The sequence below is a fragment of the Pseudarthrobacter sp. CCNWLW217 genome, from assembly GCF_037203985.1.
Lineage (GTDB): Bacteria > Actinomycetota > Actinomycetes > Actinomycetales > Micrococcaceae > Arthrobacter.
Genome location: NZ_JBBCBT010000030.1, coordinates 1 through 23,177 on the forward strand (window position 1 = coordinate 1; position 23,177 = coordinate 23,177).

At 66.5% G+C, this 23,177-nt stretch carries 12 protein-coding genes; all 12 read left to right on the plus strand.

Annotation, left to right across the window (positions count from 1 at the left end; genetic code table 11):
- Positions 1-5,088: Ig-like domain-containing protein (locus V9L18_RS21300; protein ID WP_337349142.1), on the plus strand; the 5,088-nt coding region annotated here is incomplete at its 5' end.
- 79 nt (positions 5,089-5,167) lie between these two features.
- Complete coding sequence (locus V9L18_RS21305) at positions 5,168-6,139, plus strand: AAA family ATPase (protein ID WP_337349143.1); 972 nt, start codon at positions 5,168-5,170, stop codon at positions 6,137-6,139.
- Between the two features lie 49 nt (positions 6,140-6,188).
- Positions 6,189-7,520, plus strand: coding sequence for a DUF58 domain-containing protein (locus V9L18_RS21310; RefSeq protein ID WP_337349144.1), 1,332 nt, complete (start codon positions 6,189-6,191; stop codon positions 7,518-7,520).
- Positions 7,517-10,147: a transglutaminase-like domain-containing protein gene (locus V9L18_RS21315; protein ID WP_337349145.1), complete on the plus strand. Its 2,631-nt coding sequence runs from the start codon at positions 7,517-7,519 to the stop codon at positions 10,145-10,147. The genes V9L18_RS21310 and V9L18_RS21315 overlap by 4 nt, the downstream gene beginning before the upstream one ends.
- Positions 10,144-11,832 carry an RDD family protein gene (locus V9L18_RS21320; protein ID WP_337349146.1) on the plus strand — a complete coding sequence of 563 codons (1,689 nt, stop codon included), beginning with the start codon at positions 10,144-10,146 and terminating at the stop codon, positions 11,830-11,832. The genes V9L18_RS21315 and V9L18_RS21320 overlap by 4 nt, the downstream gene beginning before the upstream one ends.
- A complete protein-coding gene (locus tag V9L18_RS21325) occupies positions 11,829-12,749 on the plus strand; it encodes a PP2C family protein-serine/threonine phosphatase (RefSeq protein WP_337349147.1) in 921 nt (306 codons plus the stop codon). The genes V9L18_RS21320 and V9L18_RS21325 overlap by 4 nt, the downstream gene beginning before the upstream one ends.
- Positions 12,736-14,559, plus strand: a complete 1,824-nt coding sequence (locus V9L18_RS21330) for an FHA domain-containing protein (RefSeq protein ID WP_337349148.1) — start codon at positions 12,736-12,738, stop codon at positions 14,557-14,559. The genes V9L18_RS21325 and V9L18_RS21330 overlap by 14 nt, the downstream gene beginning before the upstream one ends.
- A complete protein-coding gene (locus tag V9L18_RS21335) occupies positions 14,556-16,433 on the plus strand; it encodes a serine/threonine-protein kinase (protein WP_337349149.1) in 1,878 nt (625 codons plus the stop codon). Before V9L18_RS21330 ends, V9L18_RS21335 begins: the two co-directional genes overlap by 4 nt.
- Positions 16,434-16,495: 62 nt before the next feature.
- The gene (locus V9L18_RS21340; RefSeq protein ID WP_337349153.1) at positions 16,496-17,200 is read left to right on the plus strand and encodes a hypothetical protein; all 705 of its coding nucleotides are present in this window, start codon (positions 16,496-16,498) and stop codon (positions 17,198-17,200) included.
- Positions 17,197-21,642, plus strand: coding sequence for an FtsK/SpoIIIE domain-containing protein (locus V9L18_RS21345; protein ID WP_337349150.1), 4,446 nt, complete (start codon positions 17,197-17,199; stop codon positions 21,640-21,642). The genes V9L18_RS21340 and V9L18_RS21345 overlap by 4 nt, the downstream gene beginning before the upstream one ends.
- 155 nt (positions 21,643-21,797) lie before the next feature.
- On the plus strand, positions 21,798-22,361 hold the full coding sequence (locus V9L18_RS21350) for a hypothetical protein (protein ID WP_337349151.1): 564 nt from the start codon (positions 21,798-21,800) through the stop codon (positions 22,359-22,361).
- 369 nt (positions 22,362-22,730) lie between these two features.
- Entirely contained in the window at positions 22,731-23,081 is a 351-nt protein-coding gene (locus V9L18_RS21355) for a hypothetical protein (RefSeq protein WP_337349152.1), read from the plus strand.
- Positions 23,082-23,177 lie beyond the last annotated feature (96 nt).

Genomic DNA, 23,177 nt, shown 5'->3' on the forward strand with positions numbered 1-23,177 from the left:
CTGGTGGTCCTGAACGATGTGAACTCCGGGAATGTGTGGCTGGTGAACCAGAACATGCAGCTCGTGAACAACTGGGATGACGTGGTGCCGCCGAAGAACGAATCGGACGAGCAGGACCAGGAATCGGCCGATAACAACACCATCAATGTCCTGCCCGACCGCACCAAACCCAACCGACCGCCGGAAACGAAACCGGACACTGTGGGCGTCCGCCCCGGACGCACCACCGTCCTCAGCGTCCTGGACAACGATTCCGATCCCGACGGCGACGTCCTGACCGCCGCCGTCGGCAACGCCGGACCCAAGGCAGGAAGCCTCGAAAGCATCTACGGCGGCACTGCCTTCCAAATCTCGGTACCGGCGGACGCAAAGCCGGGCACCGAAACGTTCGACTACAACGCCGCTGACGGCCGTGGCCTGTCCGCGGGCGGCCAGGTGACGCTGAGCGTAGTGGGCCCGGAAGAAAACCGGCCACCCTTGTTCAAGCGAGGCGGCGACGCCACCACCATGCTGGTGGAACAGGGCAAGACCGTCAGCCAGAACATCCTCACGGACTGGATGGACCCCGACGGCGACGACCTGGTCCTGATGGACGCCAAAGCCGACAACGACCAGGACCAGGTCAAAGTCCGCCGCGACGGCCTGCTGACTTTCCAGGATTCCGGCGCCACCGCAGGCAAGAAGAACGTCACCGTAACCATCTGGGACGGCCGCGCCACGGTCACCGGAAAAGTCGTGGTCAACGTCCAGCCGCCCGGCGCCCTGGCACCTGTAGTCAATGCCGACCACGTGACGGCGGTGGTCGGTCAGGACTTGGTGATCGCGCCCCTGAAGAACGACGTCGACCCCAACGGAGGTGCCCTGCGGCTGGCCCAGGTGGAAGCCAACGGGCCGGCGGAACTCGGTCCCGTGACCGACGGCGGGACCTTCACTTTCAAGAGCACCACCCCGGGCCCGGTCTACCTGACCTATATCGCGAGCAACGGGCCGCAGAGCAGCCAGGGCCTGATCCGCGTTGACGTGGAATCCGGGAAGGACACCGGCGACCCCGTTGCCGTGCATGACGTTGCCCTGATGCCCACCGGCGGCAGCGTCCTCCTTGACCCGCTGGCCAACGACTCCGACCCCTCCGGCGGAGTCCTGGTCCTGCAGTCCGTTCAGCTGCCGGACAACATCACCGCGTCCGTGAGCGTGATCGACCACAGCGTCCTTCGGATCACCGACGTCCTGGGCACCAAGGAACCGTTCCTGTTCGAATACACGATGTCCAACGGCCGCAAGTCTGCCACCGGCAGCGTCTCAGTGGTCCCGGTGCCCGCCCCCGCCGTCGTCGAAGCACCGCAGCCGAAGCCGGACGAAGTGAACGTCCGCGTCAACGACGTCGTGACCATTCCGGTCCTGGACAACGACACCCACCCGCAGGGTGAAAAGCTGACCGTTGACCCTGTGCTGCCGCAGAACGTGGATGAGCTGGACGGTAAGGGCTTCGTCTCAGAGAACACGCTCCGGTTCATCGCCGGGTCCCAGCCCAAGACGGTCCGGGCCATCTACAACGCGGTGGATCCGCAGGGACAGAAAAGCGCGGCCGCAGTGACCATCCATATCCTTCCGTTGGAGGGGTCGGAGAACTCCCGCCCGCAACCCCGGAACCTGACCGCACGTGTGGTCGCCGCGGGTACGGTGCGCATCCCGGTCCCGCTGGACGGCATTGACCCTGACGGCGACTCCGTGCAGCTGACCGGCATCGACAGCACGCCCGCCATGGGAACCGCCACCGTGGGCAGCAACTTCATCGACTTCATAGCCGCCGGAGACGGCGCGGGAACCGATACCTTCCGCTACAAGGTGGTGGACCGCCAAGGCGCCGTCAATACGGGAACCGTGACAGTTGGGATCGCCCCGCGCGGCGAGACCAACCAGAACCCCACGCCTGTGGACGACGAAATCAAGGTCCGTCCCGGACGCCAGATCGCCGTCGACGCCACGGGCAACGACACCGATCCCGACGGCGACCTCATCCGCATCCTTACCGACGGCATCGAAGCTGACGACGCCCTCCAGGCCACCGTCAGCAAATCCAGCGGCCGCATCATCCTGCTGGCTCCCGGGGCCGAGGGGACGGTCAATGTGCGGTACACCATCGCCGACGACCGCGACGCCAAGGCCCAGGCCACCATCCGCGTGGTGGTGGACAACGAAGTACCCCTGCAGGCACCCATCGCCCGCGACGACAGGGTCACCTCCGCCCAGACCATGGGCAAGACGGCCGTGGACGTTCCGGTCCTGAAAAACGACGAAGACCCCGACGGCGTGGGCGAAAACCTCAAAATCAGCACGGAGGCCACCACCGCCCGTCCCGGCGCCGACGGCAACATGCGTGTTGACCTGACTGAACAGCCGCAGCTGATTCCCTACACCGTGGAGGACGTGGACGGCCAGAAGTCCACCGCCATCATCTGGGTGCCGGGAATCGGACAGCAGGTGCCGACGCTCGCCAAGGACGAGGTGATTGAGGTCATTGCCGGCCAGTCCGTCACTGTGAACCTGAACGAGTGGGTCAAAGTCCGGGAAGGCCGCTCCCCGCGCCTGACCCAGACCGACCGGATCAAGCTCATCGGTGCAGATGGCGGCGATCCCACAGCCGGCAGCGCCACGTCGCTCAAATACACCGCGGGTACCGATTACGTCGGGCCGGGATCGCTCAGCTTCGAGGTGACTGACGGCACTGGACCGGACGATCCCGAGGGCCTGAAATCCACCCTCAGCATCCGCACCAAGGTCCTGCCCGATCCGAACCGGAACAACCCGCCCACCCTGCTGGGCGCCACTGTCGAGGTCCCCAAGGGGGAGACTGCGGAGCTGGATCTGAGCCGGCTGACGTCGGATCCGGACCGGGACGACGTGGACAACATGAAATACGAACTTGTCGGGGGGAGCCCCGCCAGCTTCAACGCCAGGATAGACGGAAAGACGCTCAAAACGTCCGTTGATGGTTCAACAACGACCGGCACCACGGGCGCCGTCCAGGTCAAGGCCAAGGACTCCCGCGGCCTTGAGGCAACTGCGACCTACCAACTGGCAGTGACGGCTTCCAACAGGCCCAAACCGGTGGCGAACGATGACGTGGAGCCCAATGCGGCGGCCGGGAAGCCCGTCACTGTAAAAGCCCTGGCCAACGACTCCAACCCGTTCCCCGAGACGGCTCTGAAGATCGTCGCGGCCGGTGCCGAAACCGGGAGTGGCAACGTAGAAGTATCCGGCGATGCAGTGGTGGTGACACCGGCTCCGGGATTCTCCGGGTCCATGGTGGTGTCCTACACAGTTGCCGACAAAACTGAGGAATCTTCACGGCGGGCAACGGCCCGCATCCGCCTGACCGTGAAGGACAAGCCGCTTGCACCCACCACACCGCAGGCCCAGAGCGTGGGGGACCAGACGGCCCTGCTGAACTGGTCCGCCCCGGCAGACCGCGGGTCACCCATCACCAAGTACACGGTGTACGGTGAGTCCGGCTTCAGGCAGGATTGCCCCGCCAACACGTGCACCCTGAACGGGCTGGTCAACAACACGAAGTACCACTTCGAGGTGACGGCCACTAACGAATTCGGTGAGTCGGACCGCTCCCCGGCGTCCGCTGAGGTCCGTCCCGACGTCAAGCCCGACACCCCGCTGGCGCCCACCCTGAACTTCGGCGACAAGCAGCTCTCCGTGAACTGGGTGGCACCGGCCAGCAAGGGCTCCCCGGTCAAGTCCTATGACCTGGAGATCTCGCCCGCCCCACCCGGCCAGAACGCCCAGATCCAGAACCTGACCGCGGTCAGCTACGTCTGGAAGGGACTGCAAAACGGCGTGTCGTACAAGGTCCGGGTGCTGGCCCGCAATGATGCGAAGGATCCGTCCGAGTGGAGTCCGTACTCAGCCGCCGCAGTGCCTGCCGGCCCGCCGGCCACCCCTGCAGCTCCGACCGCTTCGCAGGCCGGCTCCGTGGGGCCACAGAGCCAGCTGAAGGTCAGTTGGACTGCGCCGAACAACAACGGTGACGCCGTATCCTCGTATACCCTCACTACCCTTCGGGGCGGGGCAGTGGTGGCCTCCCAAGCAGTGACGGGAGGAACTACGCAGAACGTCACGGTGGACAACTCCGAGGCCAACTACACCTTTACCGTCTCGGCCACCAACAAGGCCGGCACCAGCGGGACCAGCAGCCCGTCCGCCCAGATCCGGGCGGCCGGCAAGCCTGACCCGGTCAGCGGCGGCACAGTGGCTGACACGGGTACCAGCGGCCAGCTCAAGGTGACCTTCACCCCGCTGACCCAGGCCCAGCGGAACGGCTCCACCGAAGGTGAAATCCAGTACACGTACAACGCGGACGGCAGGTCGGGAACCATCCCCGCCGGTGGTGGAACCATCAACGGGATGACCAACGGCCGGGATATCACGGTCACCATCATCGCCACCTCCACCAAGAACAACGTTTCCAGCGATGCCAAGAACATCGGCTCCGGCAACCCCTACGGCCCGCCGAATGCCCCCAACGTGGACGGACGGACGTCGGCCCAGGGAGACGGCGACGTTCACTGGACCTGGAACAACCCGACAACTAACGGCCGCCCGCTTGATCACTTTGAGGTCAGCTACGAAGGGGGAGCGTGGATCGACGTCGGTTTGGCAAACCGCTTCGACCGGTCCGCCGGCGGCTGGGACCAGGTCCGGACACTGAAGGTCCGTGCGGTTACTGCGGCGGTGGGTCCGGCAGGCCAGGCGAATTCGCGTTCCGGAACGGACCCCACGCCCCCGCCACCTTCGTCGTGGAGTATCACCGCGAGTCCCGTTCGCAGTTGCACCGAACCACGCAAGGGGACGGACAGCTTCCGCGCCGGCAACCCGTCCTCGTGCGTGGGTGAAGGCAAATGGCTCGACGCCGGTGCCGCCGCGCAATCCGACCGCTACCAGGTCTGGTACAAGACGTCCAACAACCCCACGGGCATCTGGTACCACCTCACCAGTGGCATGGCGGCCGGCAACTGGCTCCGTTGCGACACATCGAACCTTGGCTGCAACCCGCCGAACGGGATGCCAAACCGCTAGTCAGTTACCACCAAAGCAACTGTTGGGTCCGGACTCCTCGGGTCCGGCCAAACCTTGACCAAGACAAAGGAAAAATTCCATGACAATGACCACCGAGCAGGCCGAATGGTTTGCAGGCACCTTCGAAAAGCTCGTTGCCAATGTCGGACAGGCGGTGCTGGGCAAGGAACATGTCATCCGGCTGACCTTCACGGCGATGCTCGCCGAGGGCCACGTGCTCTTCGAGGACGCGCCGGGCACCGGCAAGACCTCGCTGGCGCGCGCCTTGGCAGCCACAGTGCAGGGATCCAACAACCGCATCCAGTTCACCCCTGACCTGCTGCCGTCCGACGTGACCGGTGTGACCATCTACGACCAGAAGACGCAGAAGTTCGAGTTCCACAAGGGACCGATTTTCAACAACATCGTCCTGGCCGACGAGATCAACCGTGCCTCGCCAAAGACCCAATCGGCGCTGCTGGAAGTCATGGAAGAATCCAGGGTCACCGTGGACGGCGTCACCTACGAGGCCGGCCGGCCGTTTATGGTCATGGCCACGCAGAACCCCATCGAGCAGGCCGGCACCTACCGGCTGCCCGAGGCGCAGCTGGACCGCTTCCTGATCAAGACCTCCATCGGCTACCCGGACCACGCCTCGACCGTCAAGCTGCTCGGCGGCGCCAACTTGAAGGACCGCTCCAAGGAGATCACCGCCGTGATCACCACCCAGGCCGTGGCGGACATGGCCGACCTCGCGGCCACCGTCCATGTGGACACCGCCGTGCTCGAGTACATTTCCCGGCTCTGCGAAGAGACCCGCAACGCGCCCGAGACCCGGCTGGGGGTCTCCGTCCGTGGAGCCATCGCCATGGTCCGCGCCGCAAAGGTCTGGGCTGCGGGCCAAGGGCGGAACTTCGTCCTCCCGGACGACGTCAAGGAACTTGCCGCCGTGGTGTGGACGCACCGGTTCGTGATGGATCCCGAGGCTGAATTCTCCGGCGCCACGCCTGAGGCAGTCCTGGCCCGGGTCCTGTCCGACGTTGCAGCCCCGCAGCAGCGCGCCACCGCCTGACGGTTCCAGGACCTCCCGACCACCACCCAGCGCAAACGAAGGCACCACTATGTCCAGCAGCACTCCGTTGATCCGGCTTGCTGACCGTCTCCGGCAACTTTTCCACCGGAACGGCAAGCCCACTCGGCTGCACCCCCCGGCTTTTTGGGCCGAGGCCACCAGCACGGCCGGCCTGGCCCTTGCACCGGCCTGGCAGAAGGTCCGGGGCCTTTGGCTCCGGTACGTGTGGCCGGTGCTGTCCGTCGTGAGCATCCTGGGCTGGTCTGTGCTCGCCGCCGCCATCCTGCTGTGGGCCACCGGCCAGTCGTTCGGCTGGCAGGAAGCCAAAGCGGCGGCCATCGCTGCGTTTGTACTCTTTGCGATCGCGGTCGGCTTTATCCTGGGCCGGTCATCCTACGGCGTGGTCCTGGACCTCGCCCGTACCCGCGTCGCCGTTGGCGACAGCGCCGTGGGGAGCATCGCGGTCTCCAACACCTCCGCCCGTCCGCTCCTGCCGGCCGCCCTCGAACTGCCGGTCGGTGCCGCCACGGCCGTCTTCCATCTTCCGCGAATGAAGCCCCAGCAGGTCCACGAGGACCTCTTCACTATCCCCACCGCCCGCCGCGCCGTCATCGTGGTGGGTCCGGTCCGCTCCGTCCGTGCCGACCCTCTGCACCTGCTGCGCCGCCAGGTGCTGTGGACCGAACCGGAGGACCTTTTCGTCCATCCCCGGACCGTTGCCCTCGCTGGTTCGGCCGCGGGCTTCATCCGCGACCTTGAAGGCATGCCCACCACGGACCTTTCCAGCGCAGACGTGTCCTTCCACGCACTGCGGGACTACGTGCCGGGGGATGACCGCCGGCACATCCATTGGAAGACCACTGCGCGGACCAACAAGCTGATGGTGCGCCAGTTCGAGGAAACCCGGCGCGCCCACCTGGCCATTTCTCTGTCCATCAACACGGACGAGTATGCCTCGGAACAGGAATTCGAGATGGCCATCTCTGCCGCCGCCTCGATCGGCCGCCAGGCCATCCGGGAGCAGCGGGAGCTGGACGTCCTGACCCAGAAGGGTCCACTGCGCTGCGAAACCGGGCGCAACATGCTGGACGACATGACCAGGATCGTCGGGGCACCCATGCGCCGCTCCGCCGTCGACCTTGCCCGGTCCCTGGCCGACACGGTCCCCAACGCCTCTGTGGTGTTCTTTGTAGTGGGCAGCAACGTCACGCCCACCCAGCTTCGTTCCGCTGCCGCCTCCGTCGCTCCCGGCGTCCGTAGCCTCGCCGTGCGGCTCCAGACCGGAGCGGCGCCGTCGCGGGCCAACATCGCCGACCTGACGGTGCTGACCCTGGGCGACCTCGCCGACCTCGCCATCGTCCTGAGAAAGGCGGCCGCATGAGCTCCGCATCCGACCTCCGCCCCCGGGCATCCCGGCAGAAAAAGCGCCAGCAGCAAGAGCATGAGTCAGCATTCGCGGATGGCCAGCCTGCGTGGCATTTTATGGTCGACGCCGGTGCGCTCACCATCCTGCTCGGGCTCGGCGTGCTGGGCTTCAGCCTCAGCTTCGGCGGGGACGCCTACTATCTCATCTCCGGGTTCGGCGGCATCATCCTCGGACTCGGCCTCGCCGCCGCCAACGCCCACCTGCGGCTTGGCCTGCTGATCACCTCCGCCCTGGCGCTGGGCGCCTACCTGGTGCTGGGAACCGTGCTGGCCGTGCCGGACGCAGCCATCGCGGGCTTCGTCCCCAGCCTGGACTCCCTCCGAACGCTGCTCCTGGGGGTGGTGTTCGCCTGGAAGGACATGCTGACCGTCGGTGTGCCTGTGGGGACCGCCGGGGGAGTCCTCATTGTTCCGTTCCTCAGCTCCCTGCTCACCGCGCTGGTGGCAGGAATCCTCACTTGGCGGGCCAAGGCTCCTTATTGGCCGCTGCTGCCTGTGCTTGCCCTCTTTGTCACGGGCATTGCATTCAGCACCAACGCTGCATTCCTGACGGTGGAGCGGGGCATTGGCCTGACGGTCATTGCGATCGCTTGGGCCACGTTCCGCCGTGATGCACTGCGCCGAAGCGACACTCGGAAAGTGTCCGTCAACCGCCCCCAAAGCGACGCCGGCACTGCCCAGCGCGCCAGGATCCGCAGGCTCGGCACCGCCGCTGCCGTCATCGCCGCAAGCATGGCCATCACCGCCGTCGCGGCCCCGTTGGTCACGGCGAGCGACGACAGGAAAGTGCTGCGCAACGTGGTGGTCCCGCCATTTGACCCCAAGGATTACATCACGCCACTGGCAAGCTTCCGGACCTTCGTCAAGGACAAGAAGGACGACACGCTGTTTGTGGTCAAGGGCCTGCCGCGGGACGGAAGGGTGCGGCTGGGGGCGCTGGACGCGTTCAACGGCACCAACTACAACATGGACCCCAACGGTTCCGGCAATTTCAGCAAGGTGGGGGATACCAAATCCATCAACACCCTGGCCGATACTTCCAGTGTTGTGCCTACCAATGACTACGCCATTGACATCACCATCGAGGACTACCAAGGCTTTTTCGTTCCGGGGGGCCGAAAGACCACGGGGCTGAGCTTTGACCAAAGTGCGTCAGGGGCAGCTTCGGGCCTGTACTTCAATTCGGGCACGGACACCGCAGTGACCACCAAGGGCCTCTCGAAGGGTGACTCCTACAGTGTCCAGGTGTCCGATCCGGTCAAGCTGGAGCATGGCCAGCTGACCCAGTACGACTTTGCCAAAGTCACCCTGCCTGACGCTTTGGAGGTGCCGCCGGTGGTCGGCTCGCAGGCCAACGACCTCTCGGCCGACGCACCCACCGCCATCGACCGCGTCCGCCAGATCGAGGCCCACTTCCAGAAGACCGGCGCTTTCAGCAACGGGCTGGTCACCGAAGGGCAACTGCCCAGCGTCTCCGGGCACAGCTCGTCCCGGATCAGGAACCTCCTGACGGCCAAGCAAATGCTCGGCGACGACGAACAGTATGCCGTGGCGATGTCGCTGATGCTCCGCCACTTGGGGATCCCCTCACGCGTGGTCATGGGCTTCTACCCCGATCCGACCAGCCCGGAGAACGGCGCCGGCGAAGTGAAGATCACCGGCAAGGACGTCCACGCCTGGGTGGAGGTGGCCTTCGACCGCGTGGGTTGGGTCAGCTTTGACCCGACACCGCCCAAGGACAACATCCCCATCCCGCCGGACCCAGAAAACAAATCCAAACCCAAGCCACAGGTGCTTCAGCCGCCCCCGCCCCCGCAGGAGCCCGCAGACCTGCCGCCGGACTCCTCCCCGGATGCGCTGGATGCGGACCAGAAGAAGAACAACCCCTGGCTGTTCTGGGGCGCGCTCCTAGGCGCCCTCGGGGTTGCCCTGATTCCGTTGTCGATCCTGGCGTTGCCGCTGCTGATCATCGCCCTGCTCAAATCACGACGACGGAAGTCCCGGTTCACCGAAGGCCACCCGGCGCAGCGCGTCGGCGGGGGCTGGAACGAGGTGCTGAGCCTCGCCACGGACATGGGGGCGGGAATCGACACCCGCGCCACGCGGCGGGAAAGCGCTGCGGTAGTGGCGGAAGCTTTCCCCTTGACCGGGACCACCACAACGATGCTCGCCCGCCGTGCGGACGCGTCAATCTTTGGCGCCGGGCAGCCGAGCGAGGAAGAGGTCAAGGAATACTGGACCATCGTGGACGGCTCCCTCAAGGAAATGACCGCGACCGTGGGCTTCTGGCGCAGGCAGCGGGCCAGGTTCTCACCCAGGTCCCTGCTGGCGGACGGGCGGGCAGCCCTCAAGCTGCGCAGCACCGGCCGGGGGCTGGCGTCGCTTCGGCGGCCAGGCGACGCCGCAAAACAGCCCGGCGACGTAAAGCAGCCCGGCGCCGCACCGCAGGCTGGCTCAGCTGTGCCGCAGTCGGCCGAAGGTAGGGTGGAGAGCGGTCCGGCGGCAACCCCCGCAGGCCCCTCCGAACCTGATGAGTCCACTGTTCTGAGGAACCCTGGCAGGAAGAACCACACCGAACCATGACGCAAGACTCCGAGCGCTGCCAGCGCTGCCAGCAGCTGATCCGCGCCGGTGCCACGTTCTGTACCGCCTGCGGAGCCCCTTTGCCCAACAGGGCTGCCCGGAATGCCCGCTACGTGGACCACGCCCAGCAGGCGTTGATGGAACGTGCGGCTGAGCATGCCGCCGCGATTCCCGGTACTATCCCGGTAGTACAACGGGTCCCGGCTGACAGCGGTCCCGGAATGGCACAGGCCGTCCACGGTCAAGGGGGAGGAACGGGCATGGCAGTTAATCTTGGGCTTGTTCCGGCTGCGTCGGGAAAGCGTCTCGGGGCTGCCGTGCTGGACTGGCTCGCTCCGCTGGTGGTCCTGGTAGTGACATTTGCCATTGGCTTCGCCGGGGTGACGCGCACCCAAAGCGGTGGATTCATCACTTATGACACGGGATCGCTGGTTCTGTTCGGCGGCATTGGCCTCGGGCTGACGCTCGTCTATATCTTCGTCCTGCTGGGTCTGGAAGGCCGGTCCGGAATCACGATCGGCAACCGGCTCATGGGCATCCGCAGCGCCGACAACGACGGCTATGCGCCGGGCGGGGGAGCAGTTTTCCTCCGCGGGCTTGTCACTGGAGCGGGCATCCTGTTAGCCGTCGTTGCGGCGGCTGCGCTGGTCATTTTCAAGTGGTTCGACGCGGCACTCTTCATCCTGGCGCCGCTGGTCCTGGCCGGTGCCGCGTGGGCGGTACTCGTGGTGGTCTCGAACTCCTGGGACAAGAACGGCAAGCTCCGGGGCTGGCACGACACCGCCGCGAAAACCCTCGTCTTTGACGTCAAGGCCGGACGGAACCCCATTGCCACTGGCGGGATCCAAGGACCCTATAGTTTCGCGCCGCTGGACCTGCCGCCCGTGCAGCAGGTCGCGTCGCCCGTGGCCGGAGCAGCCAAAGCCCCGCAGGTCATCAACGCCCAGGCGCCCCTGAACCCCAACCAGTGGCAGCCGCCGGCAGGGCAACCTGCCAGCCAGGCACCACGCGCCGCCGTACACCCGGAGCCTGCACCAATGGCCCAGGCCGTTCCGCCCGCCCCGGCCGCCACCCCTCAGGGGCCGGCAGCCCAGCCAGCCGCGCAGCTGCCTTATGCCGCTCCCCAGGCGTTCGCTCCGCAGCCTTTCACGCCGCCCGCACCCGCAGCCGCACCCGTGCCGCCTGGCACTCATGGCACAGCCGGCACGCCGGGCCAACCCGCCGCGCCGATTCCCACCGCCCATCCGGCTCCGAGGGAACACAGTGCCCCAGGCCAGGCTCCCGCAGCAGCCCACCCCGACGACGACCACGACCGCACGCAGATGCGCGGGGGATTCCGTGAGGCGGCGCCCGTGGCCGTCCTGCGGATCAGGCTCGACGACGGCCGGGACTTCCAGCTTGACCGGAACGTCCTGGTAGGCCGCAACCCCGTGGGGCAGGCGGGCGAGCAGCAGGCCCAGTTGCTGGCCGTGGACGACCCCGGCCGATCAATTTCGAAAACGCATCTTCACGTCCTCTCGGATGGCGCGGGCGTGTGGGTGACGGATCGGAACTCCACGAACGGGAGCGCCGTCACCACTCCGGACGGCCTGCGCACCCCACTCAAGCCGGGCGTGCCCGCCTTTGTCAGCCCGGGATCCACTGTCCACTTTGGTGACCGCTCCTTCCACCTAGGACAGGCATGAATTCCCAAGCCGCCAGTGTTCCCGCCGCCGCAGACCACGACTCCGGGCTGAGCCTGAGCTACGGCTACGGCACAGACCGTGGGCTGCGGCGCGAGCTCAATGAAGACTCCTTCATTGCTTCGGACCCGGTTTTTGCCGTGGCTGACGGAATGGGCGGCCATGAAGCCGGCGAGATCGCCAGCGGCATGTGCGTCCGCGCCCTGGCGGCCATGCCGCAACTGGCCACGGGAGAGCGGAGCGTCACCGCCGCAGTTATCCAGCAATACCTGATGAAGGCCGACGACTCCATCCGCGAGGCCACCGGGGCCCGGGCCGGCACAACGCTGACCGGGGTTGTGGTGGTGGAGCAGATGGGCATGCCTTATTGGCTGGTCATGAACATCGGCGATTCCCGGACCTACCGGCTGAGCCAGGGCCAGTTTGCCCAGGTCAGCGTGGACCACTCCGAGGTCCAGGAACTTGTCGATGCCGGCGAAATCACGCCGGAGGAAGCAACTGTCCACCCTCGCCGCCATGTTGTGACCCGGGCCCTCGGTACCGGGGACGAGACCGAAGCCGACTACTGGCTGCTCCCGGTGGAGGAGGGCGACCGGATCCTGGTCTGCTCGGACGGGCTGAACGCCGAACTCACGGACGAGCACATGTTCCGGATCCTCAGTACCGTGGGCCATCCGCAGGACGCGGTGGATGCGCTGATCCAGGCCGCTCTCCGGAACGGAGGCAGGGACAACGTTACTGTCATCGTGGTGGACGCCAGGAATGTCATGAACGACGGCGGCATCGCCACTACGGCGCCTCGGCCCGGTTCGGACGCGGAGGACGAGATCACCCTGCCGCGGTCCCAGGTTGTGGACGCCGCACGGCCGGAAACGTCGGGCGAGGACGAAAGCGAGGAGCCACGCGATGACCGGGAATAACTATGTGCCAGGCACATGGCACGGCATTGTCCGGTCCCGCACGGCCGTCCTTCTGGGACCCGATACGCCCCCTCAGCTGGTCCACTCCCTGTGGGAGCTGCTGGAAAGCGGACCTGAGGTCCATGAGCTGCTCCACGCCGTCACCAGCAGCTTCGGCGTGTCGCTGGCCCAGATACCGCCGTTCGGAATCGTGGATTTCAACAACTCCCTGCGGGTTTTCCTGCGCGGAGACATTGACCTGACAGTGCAGCTGCCCACCGGACCGGTGGAGCTTCATGGGCGTGACGTGACGACGTGGGCCGAACGGCATCTCGCGGCCCCCGAGTGGTACAGCATCACCGTTCCTGGTGTTGACGTTCCGGGCAGTGAAACCACGGGTCCTGCGCTGCCCCTGCAGGAGGGCGTGGTCCTCCTGCAGGCGTTGACCGTTGACTTGGACGGCAGCGCTGAAGCTGCTGTCCCAACACCGCTTGTATCCGCGGTACCAGTTGCGGCCGGACCAGTTGCGGCCGCACCCGTTCCTATCGCTGTGGTGCCTGCAGGCGCGGTGCCGGCAACTGTGCCGGCGGTGGCGGCCACAGAGCCTGGCGCTATGGTGGCACTGGACCCTGAGGAAGCCGTGTTTGAGAAACCCGCGGCCCCGGCCGGGGCTGTGGCCCAGTCCGTGCCGGATGCCACGTTTGCCGCTGATGCCCCGGAGCACGGCGCATCGGCCGAAACCGTCATCGGTGTCATGGATGAAGACTTCGAAGACCTTCCCGCCGAACATCCTGATTCCGGGCCGGCGGAGGATGTTGTCCTTCAAACCGGGGATGCGGCTTCCTTGGTGGAGGAAGAGCCGGCGCCGGACGCGGCCCCGGCCTCCGAACAGACCAGCACGTACGACCACCTCTGGGAGCGCACTGTGGTCCGCAGCATAGAAGACGCTGCTGTCCGTGACGATCCCGACGGCCTGCTGTCCGAGCCCCCTGCACAGCAGACATCCGCGGCTGCGGACGCTGCGGAGACGCCCTCGGCTGCGGACCCCGCGGAGACACCCGCCGCCGGGAACATGCTGTCGACTGAGGCACCAGCACCAGCACCAGCACCGGCACCCTCCGGCGGACTGATCGATTCAGTTCCTTGGAACACTGGCGGGGGAATGTCCTCACAGCCCGGGCCGGGCAGTGATGACCGAGGTGGCCGTGGTGACGGTGGCCGAGGTGAGGCAGCCCGTGGTGAGGCAGCCCGTGGTGAGGCAGTCCGCGACGATGGTGACCACGACGGCCAGACGATCATGAAGAGCGATCTTGCCGGGATGGCCGTGCATCCCGCGCCCGCCGTCGCCGACACGGAGGCCGCGGGATCCGCCGGCCCCATGGTCCTTGCGCGGGTCTGCGGGCAGGGCCACGCGAATCCGCCGACGCACGCCCAGTGTGCGGTCTGCGGGCAGCCCCTGCCGTCGGATGCTGTCCAGGTTTCCCGGCCCCGGCTGGGCCGCATGCGGGTCTCCAGCGGCGAGCTTGTGGACCTTGACCAGTCTCTGGTGATCGGCCGCCAGCCGTCGGTCTCGCGCGTCCAGGGCGGCGTGATGCCGCGCCTGGTGCAGGTTGCCAGCCCCAGCGGCGACATCTCCCGCTCGCATGTCCAGGTCCGCCTCGAGGGCTGGCATGTGATGCTGTGCGACCTGAAAGCAACGAACGGCACCGTCCTCGTCCGGGAAGGCCAGCAGCCAAGGCGCCTGGCCCAGAACGAAATGGCCATCCTGCTTGATGGCGACATCGCAGAACTGGGCGACGGCATTTCGCTTCGCTTTGAGGAGATTCTTTGAGTTCCAAACGGCCCGTAGCGCCGCCACCCCACATTCCGGGGTTTTCCTACATCAGCCTGTTGGGGTCAGGCGGCTTCTCAGACGTTTACCTTTACGAACAGGACCGGCCCCGCCGCAGGGTGGCGGTCAAGGTCCTGCTTTCGGACCTGAAGACCGAAGGTGCGCGCCGACGGTTTGAGTCCGAGGCCAACCTCATGGCCCAACTGTCCTCGCACCCCTACATCGTGACCATATACGAGGCCGAGGTCACCGACGCCGGACACTCCTACCTGGCCATGGAGTACTGCTCCCGGCCCAGCCTGGACGTGCGGTACCGGAGGCAGCGCTTCAGCGTCGATGAGGTCCTTGCCGTGGGCATCCAGGTGGCCTCCGCCGTCGAAACCGCGCACCGTGCCGGTATTGCCCACCGGGACATCAAACCCGCCAACATCCTGGTGACCGACTACAACCGTCCAGCACTCACGGACTTCGGAATATCCGGAACCCTGGGCGGGTCCGACGCCGACGACGACGCCGGAATGTCCATCCCGTGGTCCCCGCCGGAGCAGTTCACAGACGGCGGAACCGACGGCGTGATGGTTGACGTTTGGGCCCTCGGAGCCACGCTGTACACATTGCTCGCCGGCAGGTCGCCGTTCGTGATGCCCGGGGCGGACAACTCACAGCGGGAGCTCATTTCACGCATCTCCACCATGTCGCTGCCACGCCTTGGCCGGGCGGACGTTCCGGAATCACTGGAGCTCGCACTGTCCACGGCCATGGCCAAATCCCCCGCTTCCCGCTATTCCTCCGCCCACGCGTTTGCCCTTGCCCTGCAGCGGATCCAGGCCGAACTGAACCTGTCAGTCACACCGTTCGAAGTGCTGGAAGAGCCGCACCCTGAAGAAAGCCATCCGGACGACGGATACGAAGAAACCCGTGTTCGGAGCATCGCGGCCATCGACCCGGAACGGACAGGCAGCGCCCCCACTTTCCCGGCACGAACCCGGCCGCAGGGCCCAGGCATCGTCCCGCAGTCGTTGTTTCCGCCTGCCGGCGGGCCGTCCACGCCCGCACCGTCACCAACCCGGGCCTCGCCCGCGACGCAGCCGTCAGCGCTGCAGCCTGCTCCATCGCAACCGACGGACGGGCTCGGCACACCTGTTCAGCCGCAGGTCCCCGGCAGTCTCTTTGCCGGCCCTGGGACAGGCCCGCAGACCGGCAGCCAGCCTGCCGCCGAGTGGGCACACGCCACCATGCTGCGCGGCGGCGCAGCCGACTACGGGACAGCCGTGGGAACCGCTGACGCCACCGTCCAGCGTCCGGCACTGCTCCCGGGAGGACCGGAAGGTAACGATCAGCAGCCGGGCACAGGTTCGTCCGGCCGCCGCGAGCCTGAGCTTGACGCAACGGTCACCCGGGCGGTCCGCGGCGAGGAGCCCGTCACGGAGTCCCGCCCGGACCACGGAAAGAGGAATCTGTGGCTCGCCTTGACGGGTGCCGCGGTACTGGTCCTTGCGGTGGTCGTGGGGATTGTCCTGGCAACAACGGCGCCCCCGCCCAAGGTTGAAGACACCGAGCAGGCCAGCACGCCGCCGCCCGACGCACTGGACAATGGGTCAGTGCCGGACGTCGCCGGCCTGTCCGGCTTCCGGGACAGCAGCGGCAAGGTGACTTTCACCTGGGAGAATCCGCAGCCCAAGCCCGGTGACACGTACAAATGGCGCGTGTACACGCTGGGTGAGAGCGGCTCCGAATACCAGTCCACCGATGGATTCAGTGCGCAGGTTGCGGCCAATCCCAACGAACCGACCTGCCTCCAGGTGATGATCGTCCGCAGCGACGGGGCGTTCTCACCGCTTGAGGACGACTCCATTGCCTGTGTCCGCGAATGAGCACGGCACAGCAGACCGAAAAACTTGGCGATACTGGCATTGCCCTTGAGGAGGCACGGAAAATGGGGGATCTGGCAATAGATTTCTGTGGCGAATGGTACGAACCCTCGGACGAGGATGTTTTCAACATCGGCCGCGAAGGCGACCTTGAGGTTGATGACAACCCGTACCTGCACCGGCAGTTCCTGCAGGTGGCCCGCTACGACGGGATCTGGTGGCTCAGCAACGTGGGCAGCATGCTCTCAGCCACCGTTGCAGACGGCTCCGGCGGAATGCAGGCGTGGCTTTCCCCTGGCGCGCGCATACCCTTGGTCTTCAGCCACACCAACATCATCTTCACGGCCGGCCCCACCACCTACGAATTCGCCGTCCACCTCAAGACGCCTTCGTTCCGGCAGGAAGCGCGAGACGACGACAGCAACGGAGACACTACGATCGGCCCGGTTGTCTTCACCGACTCCCAGAAGGCCCTCATCGTTGCCCTCGCCGAGCCGATGCTCCGTCGCGAGGGGACAGGCTTCAGCGCCATTCCGTCGTCGGCGGCCGCGGCCAAAACGCTTGGCTGGGCGCTGACCCGGTTCAACCGGAAGCTGGACAACGTCTGCGACAAGCTGGATCGGGTGGGGGTTGTGGGGCTGCGCGGCGGGGGCGGAAAACTCGCCACCAACCGGCGCGCCAGGCTTGTGGAGCATGCCGTGACATCCCATCTGGTCACCCCCGAAGACCTGTATCTGCTGGAAAAAATGAGGGGCGTGGACGAAGGATGAGAATCCGCCTGACACTCCGCCGGGATCCGGCGGAGACAAAGGACCTCGCGGTCACCGTGGACGGCCTGGCGACCGTGGCGGACATCGCCACCCAGCTCTGGGCTGCCGACCCCGACCGGAAAGGGACTCCGGCACCGGAGAACCTCTCGCTCCGGATCGATGAGGCCTTTGTGGCCGGCGGGATGCGCGGCAACATCCTGACCCGCACGGACAACCTCCTCGAATCCGGCCTGCGGCCTGGTTCCGTGGTGTCCCTGACGCAGGTCAGTGAACAGTTCGATGTCCCCGGTGCCAACCGGGGCCCGGCAGCCGCCACTTTGCGGATCCTTTCAGGTCCCGACGTCGGCCAGGAGTTTTCGCTTCCCTCCGGTACCAGCTACATCGGCCGCGACAGGGACGTGGACATCCGCCTTTCGGACCCGCTCACTTCCAAGCGCCATGCCCGCATCACCGTGGGCGAGAGCATCGAGATCGTTGACACCAACTCGGCCAACGGCCTCCTGATGGACGGCCTGCCCGTCACCCGGGCAACGCTTAATTCCTCCGACACGGTGACCCTGGGCGATACCACCGTGACGGTGGTGCCGCTGGGCCGCAACCATGCGGCAGCACCGACGTCGCCCCTTGTCGATTTCAACCGGTCCCCGCGGGTAGTCCCGCGCTTCGACGCGCCGAAACGTGTCCTGCCCGCCGGGCCCAAGCGGCCGGACCACCAGCCCTTCCCGTACATCATGCTGGTGGCGCCGCTCATCATGGGCGGGGTCCTGTTCGCCGTCACCGGGAACATGCTCTCCGTCATTTTCATGGCCATGATGCCGCTGTTCATCGTGGGCCACTACGTGGACCAAAAAATGCAGACCAGGCGGCAGCAAAAGGAACAGCTCAAGCATTTCCGGGCCTCCATGGCCGCTTTCCGGCAGGACATCACCGAGCTGCAGCATGTGGAACGCGCCGTCCGCCTGCAGGAAGCGCCCTCTGTCAGCGACACCGTGGACTCGATCTACAAGCTGGGCCCGCTGCTCTGGACCCACCGGCCCGAGCACAAGGGCTTCCTCGGCCTGCGGTTCGGACTGGGCACGGCGCCGTCGCGCATTACGTTCGAGGAGCCGGCCGAGAACGGCACGGAAGTCGCATACATGCGGGAGATCCAGGACTGCATCAAGCAGTTCAGGGACATTGAAGGCGTGCCCGTCGTTTCGCAGCTGCGGACCGCGGGGTCATTCGGCGTGGCAGGTGCCCGCGGCCTGGTCGACGACGTCGCCCGCGGCATGGTCCTGCAGCTGGTGGGCCTCCACTCGCCCGCGGAAGCAGTTGTCACTGCCATCACCTCAGCGCAGTCCAGGGAACGGTGGAACTGGCTGCAATGGCTGCCCCACGTCGGTTCGGGCCACAGCCCGCTCAGTGGCGACCACCTGGCCGCTGGCTCGGCCAGCGGCTCCTCCCTCCTGGCCCGCCTGGAAGACCTGCTCGACGCCCGGGAAGCCGCGGCCGGCCGGTCAGGCCCGGACCTGCGCCCGGACATCGACCCCGCCAAGGACGAAATCCCGGGGCCGATGCTGCCGGCCGTGCTGGTCATCGTGGAGGACGACGCCCCCGTTGACCGCGGCCGCCTGACCCGCCTCGCGGAACGTGGCGCGGATTCAGGCGTCCACGTCATGTGGGTGGCTACCGACATCCAGGCCCTTCCCGCCGCCTGCCGCGACTTCATGGTGGTGGACGGCGACCACGGCACCACCACAGGCCAGGTCCGGCTGGGCCGCCACAGCTACCCGGTGAGCTGCGAAAGCCTGGACGCTGAACTTGCCGGCCAGTTGGCCCGGATGCTTTCCCCGGTGGTGGACGTGGGCAAGCCCATGAGCGATGACTCCGACTTGCCGCGTGCCGTCTCCTATGCCACCCTCATTGGCAAGGACTTCCTGGACAGCCCCCAGGCTGTGGCCGAACGGTGGACCGAGAACAACTCCGTCCACGCCACGGCAGTCGCCAACCGCAAGGACAACGGAACGCTCCGCGCGCTCGTTGGGTCCAAGGGCGTCGAACCCCTCTACCTTGACCTCAAGAATGAGGGCCCGCACGCCCTGGTGGGCGGCACCACCGGTGCCGGAAAGTCCGAGTTCCTGCAGTCCTGGGTGATGGGCATGGCCGCGGCCTACAGCCCGGACAGGGTGAGCTTCCTCTTTGTGGACTACAAGGGCGGCGCGGCGTTCGCCGACTGCCTGCACCTGCCGCACACCGTGGGCCTGGTCACGGACCTCTCCCAGCACCTGGTGCGCCGCGCCCTGACCTCCCTCCGGGCCGAACTGCACTACCGCGAACACCTCCTGAACCGGAAGAAGGCCAAGGACCTTCTGGCCCTCCAGCGTGAAGCCGACCCCGAAGCCCCGCCGTACCTGATCATCATCGTGGACGAGTTCGCCGCGCTGGCCACCGAAGTTCCCGAGTTCGTTGACGGCGTGGTGGACGTTGCCGCCCGCGGGCGGTCGCTCGGCCTGCACCTGATCCTGGCCACACAGCGTCCTGCCGGCGTGATCAAGGACAGCCTGCGCGCCAATACCAACCTCCGCGTGGCCCTGCGCATGGCGGACGAGGACGACGCCACCGATATCCTCGGTGTGCCCGATGCCGCCTACTTCGACCCGTCGATCCCCGGCCGTGGCGCCGCCAAGACCGGCCCCGGCCGGATCCAGGGATTCCAAACCGGCTACGCGGGCGGCTGGACCACCGAAAAACCGCAGCGGCCCCAGATCGACATCGTGGAGATGGCCTTCGGATCCGGACCCGCCTGGGATGTTCCTGCCCCGGAAAAACCGGTCCAGGAAGAACCCGCCGGCCCCAACGACATCGCCCGGATGACGGCGAACATTGTCAGGGCGGCCGACTCGCTGGCCATCCGTCCGCCACGCAAGCCCTGGCTGGACGAACTGGCGAAGACGTACGACTTCTCCAAGCTGCCGAATCCCAGGACGGACGAGCGGCTGCTGCTCGGCGTCGCGGACGACCCCGCCCGCCAGGACCAGCCCACGGTGTTCTACGAACCCGACAAAGACGGCAACATGGCCATCTACGGCACCGGTGGCTCAGGTAAGTCCGCGGCGCTGCGCGGAATCGCCATCGCCGCCGCCGTCACGCCGCGCGGCGGGCCGGTCCACGTCTACGGCATCGATTGCGGATCCTCGGGGCTCAAGATGCTCGAAGAGCTGCCGCACGTGGGCGAAGTCATCGGCGGCGATGACGTGGAACGAGTCGGCCGCCTGTTGCGCCTGCTCCGGGACATCGCCGACGAACGTTCCGCCCGGTTTGCCGAAGTCAGGGCCTCCACCATTGTGGAGTACCGGAAACTGGCCAACCGGCCGGATGAGAAGCGGATTTTCGTACTCGTGGACGGCATGACATCGTTCCGCGAAACGTACGAATACAGCCGCCTCTCCGCGTTGTGGGACATTTTCCTCCAGCTGGCCACCGACGGCCGTCCCCTCGGCATCCACCTGATAGTTACCGGTGACCGTCCCAACGCTGTGCCGGCGTCGTTGTTGGCCTCCATCCAGCGCCGGCTGGTCCTGCGCCTGTCCTCCGAAGACGACTACCTGTCCATGGACGTCCCCAAGGACGTCCTCAGCAGCACCTCCCCTCCGGGTCGGGGCTTGCTGGGCGGCCACGAAGTCCAGCTGGCAGTGCTGGGAGGCGACTCCAACCTTGCCCTGCAGGCCAGGGAAGTGCACAAACTCAGCGAGGCCATGCTGCGGCAGGGGCTGGACAGGGCGCCCCGGATTCAGCGGCTCCCGGACCAGGTGGACCTGGACGTGCTGCCGGCCGGCAGCCCGGACCTTCCGGTCATCGGTGTCGACGACGAAACGCTGCAGCCCGCCGAAATCATGGCCAAGGGTCCGCTGCTGCTGGCCGGCCCTCCCGGCTCAGGACGGACCGTTGCCCTCGTAACGATGGCGTACGCCCTCCGGCGCTCCAACCCGGACACGGAACTGGTTTACATCGGATCCCGCCGCTCTGCAGTCGCCTCGCTCCCCATCTGGAACCGGTCGATCGTGGGGCCGGACGACCTCGCCGACATCGTTGAGGACCTGACCGGGCACTCCTCCGGAAACCCTGGCAAGCTTGCCATCTTCATCGAGGGCCTGACCGAGTTCACCGACACGGTCGCCGAATCCGGGGTGGCGCAGCTCGTGACGGCCTCCATCAAGGCCGACCAATGGGTCATCGGAGAGTCTGAAACCTCCACCTGGTCCTCGGCCTGGTCGCTGTCGCAGCCGTTCAAATCAGGGCGCAGGGGATTGCTCGTCAACCCCGGCGATATTGAGGGTGACAGTCTGTTGAACACTTCGCTGGGCCGGGTCAGTCCGGAGTTCATTCCGGGCCGCGGCTACATTGTGGGGCGCGGCAAGGCACGCAAGCTCCAGATCGCCCTGCCGCCGGAAAACAGGGACTAGAGCGTGGGCCAGACAGACGGCAAAGAGCGGGACGTTAAGCACGGGGGATTTAGTGCTTAACCGCGTGTTGTAGGAGACTCCAGGGAGCAGTTGTAGCAGACTGCCGGGAAACCAGTGATGCGCGGAGGGGGCCGCGCGCTGTCGAAAAGGTATCAATGAAACAAAAACCGTCCGCGCTCAGAGTTGTATCGGCGACGGCGGCCGCTTCGGTTTTGGCACTTTCGATCGGCCTCTGGGTGGTGGCGCCTGCGAACGCTGAAACGTCCGAACCAACACCCACGTGCGGACTGATCTGCCTTCCGGGTCTGTCTGAACCCGACCCGAAGGATCCGCGCACTCCCCGCCCCAAACCCACCTCGGAAGAACCCACTGCTCCGCCGGCCCCCGCACCTCCCGCGCCGCCGCCCGCGGAACCCGCCCCTGCGCCGGTTCCCACCATGGCCCCGGAGACGAGTGAGCCGGCCGGGCAAGCGTCCAGTGAGGCGGCCACCAGTGCCCAGAGTGCCACGCCGTCCACTGCCCTTCCATCCACAGAATCGAACTGGAACAAACCGATCACCAAGTCCACCAAACCAACCCAGGCTGCAGCCGTCTCCAACGGCGAGGGCCCCGGCTTCGGGGATCCGGGGCTGCTGACCATCTTGGTCGGGGTGCTGCTGGTGGGCCTGGGCGGCCTGGCCTTCGCCTGGTGGGGTCGGAACCGGGCCTCCGCCCATTGAGCAATGGGGGACTGAGGCTCCTTATACATTGGGTGCCGTGAATTCGGGGGGATTTGCGGCCCCGCGGCGTGTTGTAGCAGACTACCGGGAACACTAATTGCCGCGGAGGGGGAGCCGCGCGATGTCGAAAAGGTAACCATGATCCGATCCTCCCCAGTGCCGCGCGCTGTCCCCGCGACCATTGCTGCCGTTGGCATGGCGCTGGCGGTCGGCCTCGGTGCGGTGGGGGCTGCGCACGCGGATTCTCCGACGGCGGAACCCTCACCGACCGTCTGCGAGTCGTGTGAGCAACCTACAACCGGGCCTGGGGAAGACCAAGGCAAGCCGGATCCCAAGCCCACACAGGAGCCCCCGGTCCCGACTCAGCCGGTGGATCCCGCCCCAGCCCCACCCGCCAAACAGGTGCCCGCAGCGCCGGAGCCCGAACCGGAGCCCACCCTCGCGCCCGAGCCCAGCGCAACGGCCGAAGAGACAGCCACAGCAGAGCCAACCGCTGCGTCCCCCAGCCCCACGCCGTCGACGGCAACCCCGTCGACCGAATCCAACTGGAACAAGCCCATCACGAAGTCGGCAAGGCCCACCCACGCTGCTGCGGTATCGGACAGCGATGGCACCGACTTCGGCTCGGGGCTTTTGCCGATCATGGCAGGCGTACTGCTTGTGGCACTGGGCGGGGTTTCCTTCGCCTGGTGGAGCCGAAACCGCACCTCGGCCCACTAGCCCGTGTGGCGGTGGTGCAGATGGGCGGTGGTGCATGGGCAGCGGTCCCCATCGACAGTGTTTTGGGGCCGGGATAGGTTCTAGGTAATGGATCTT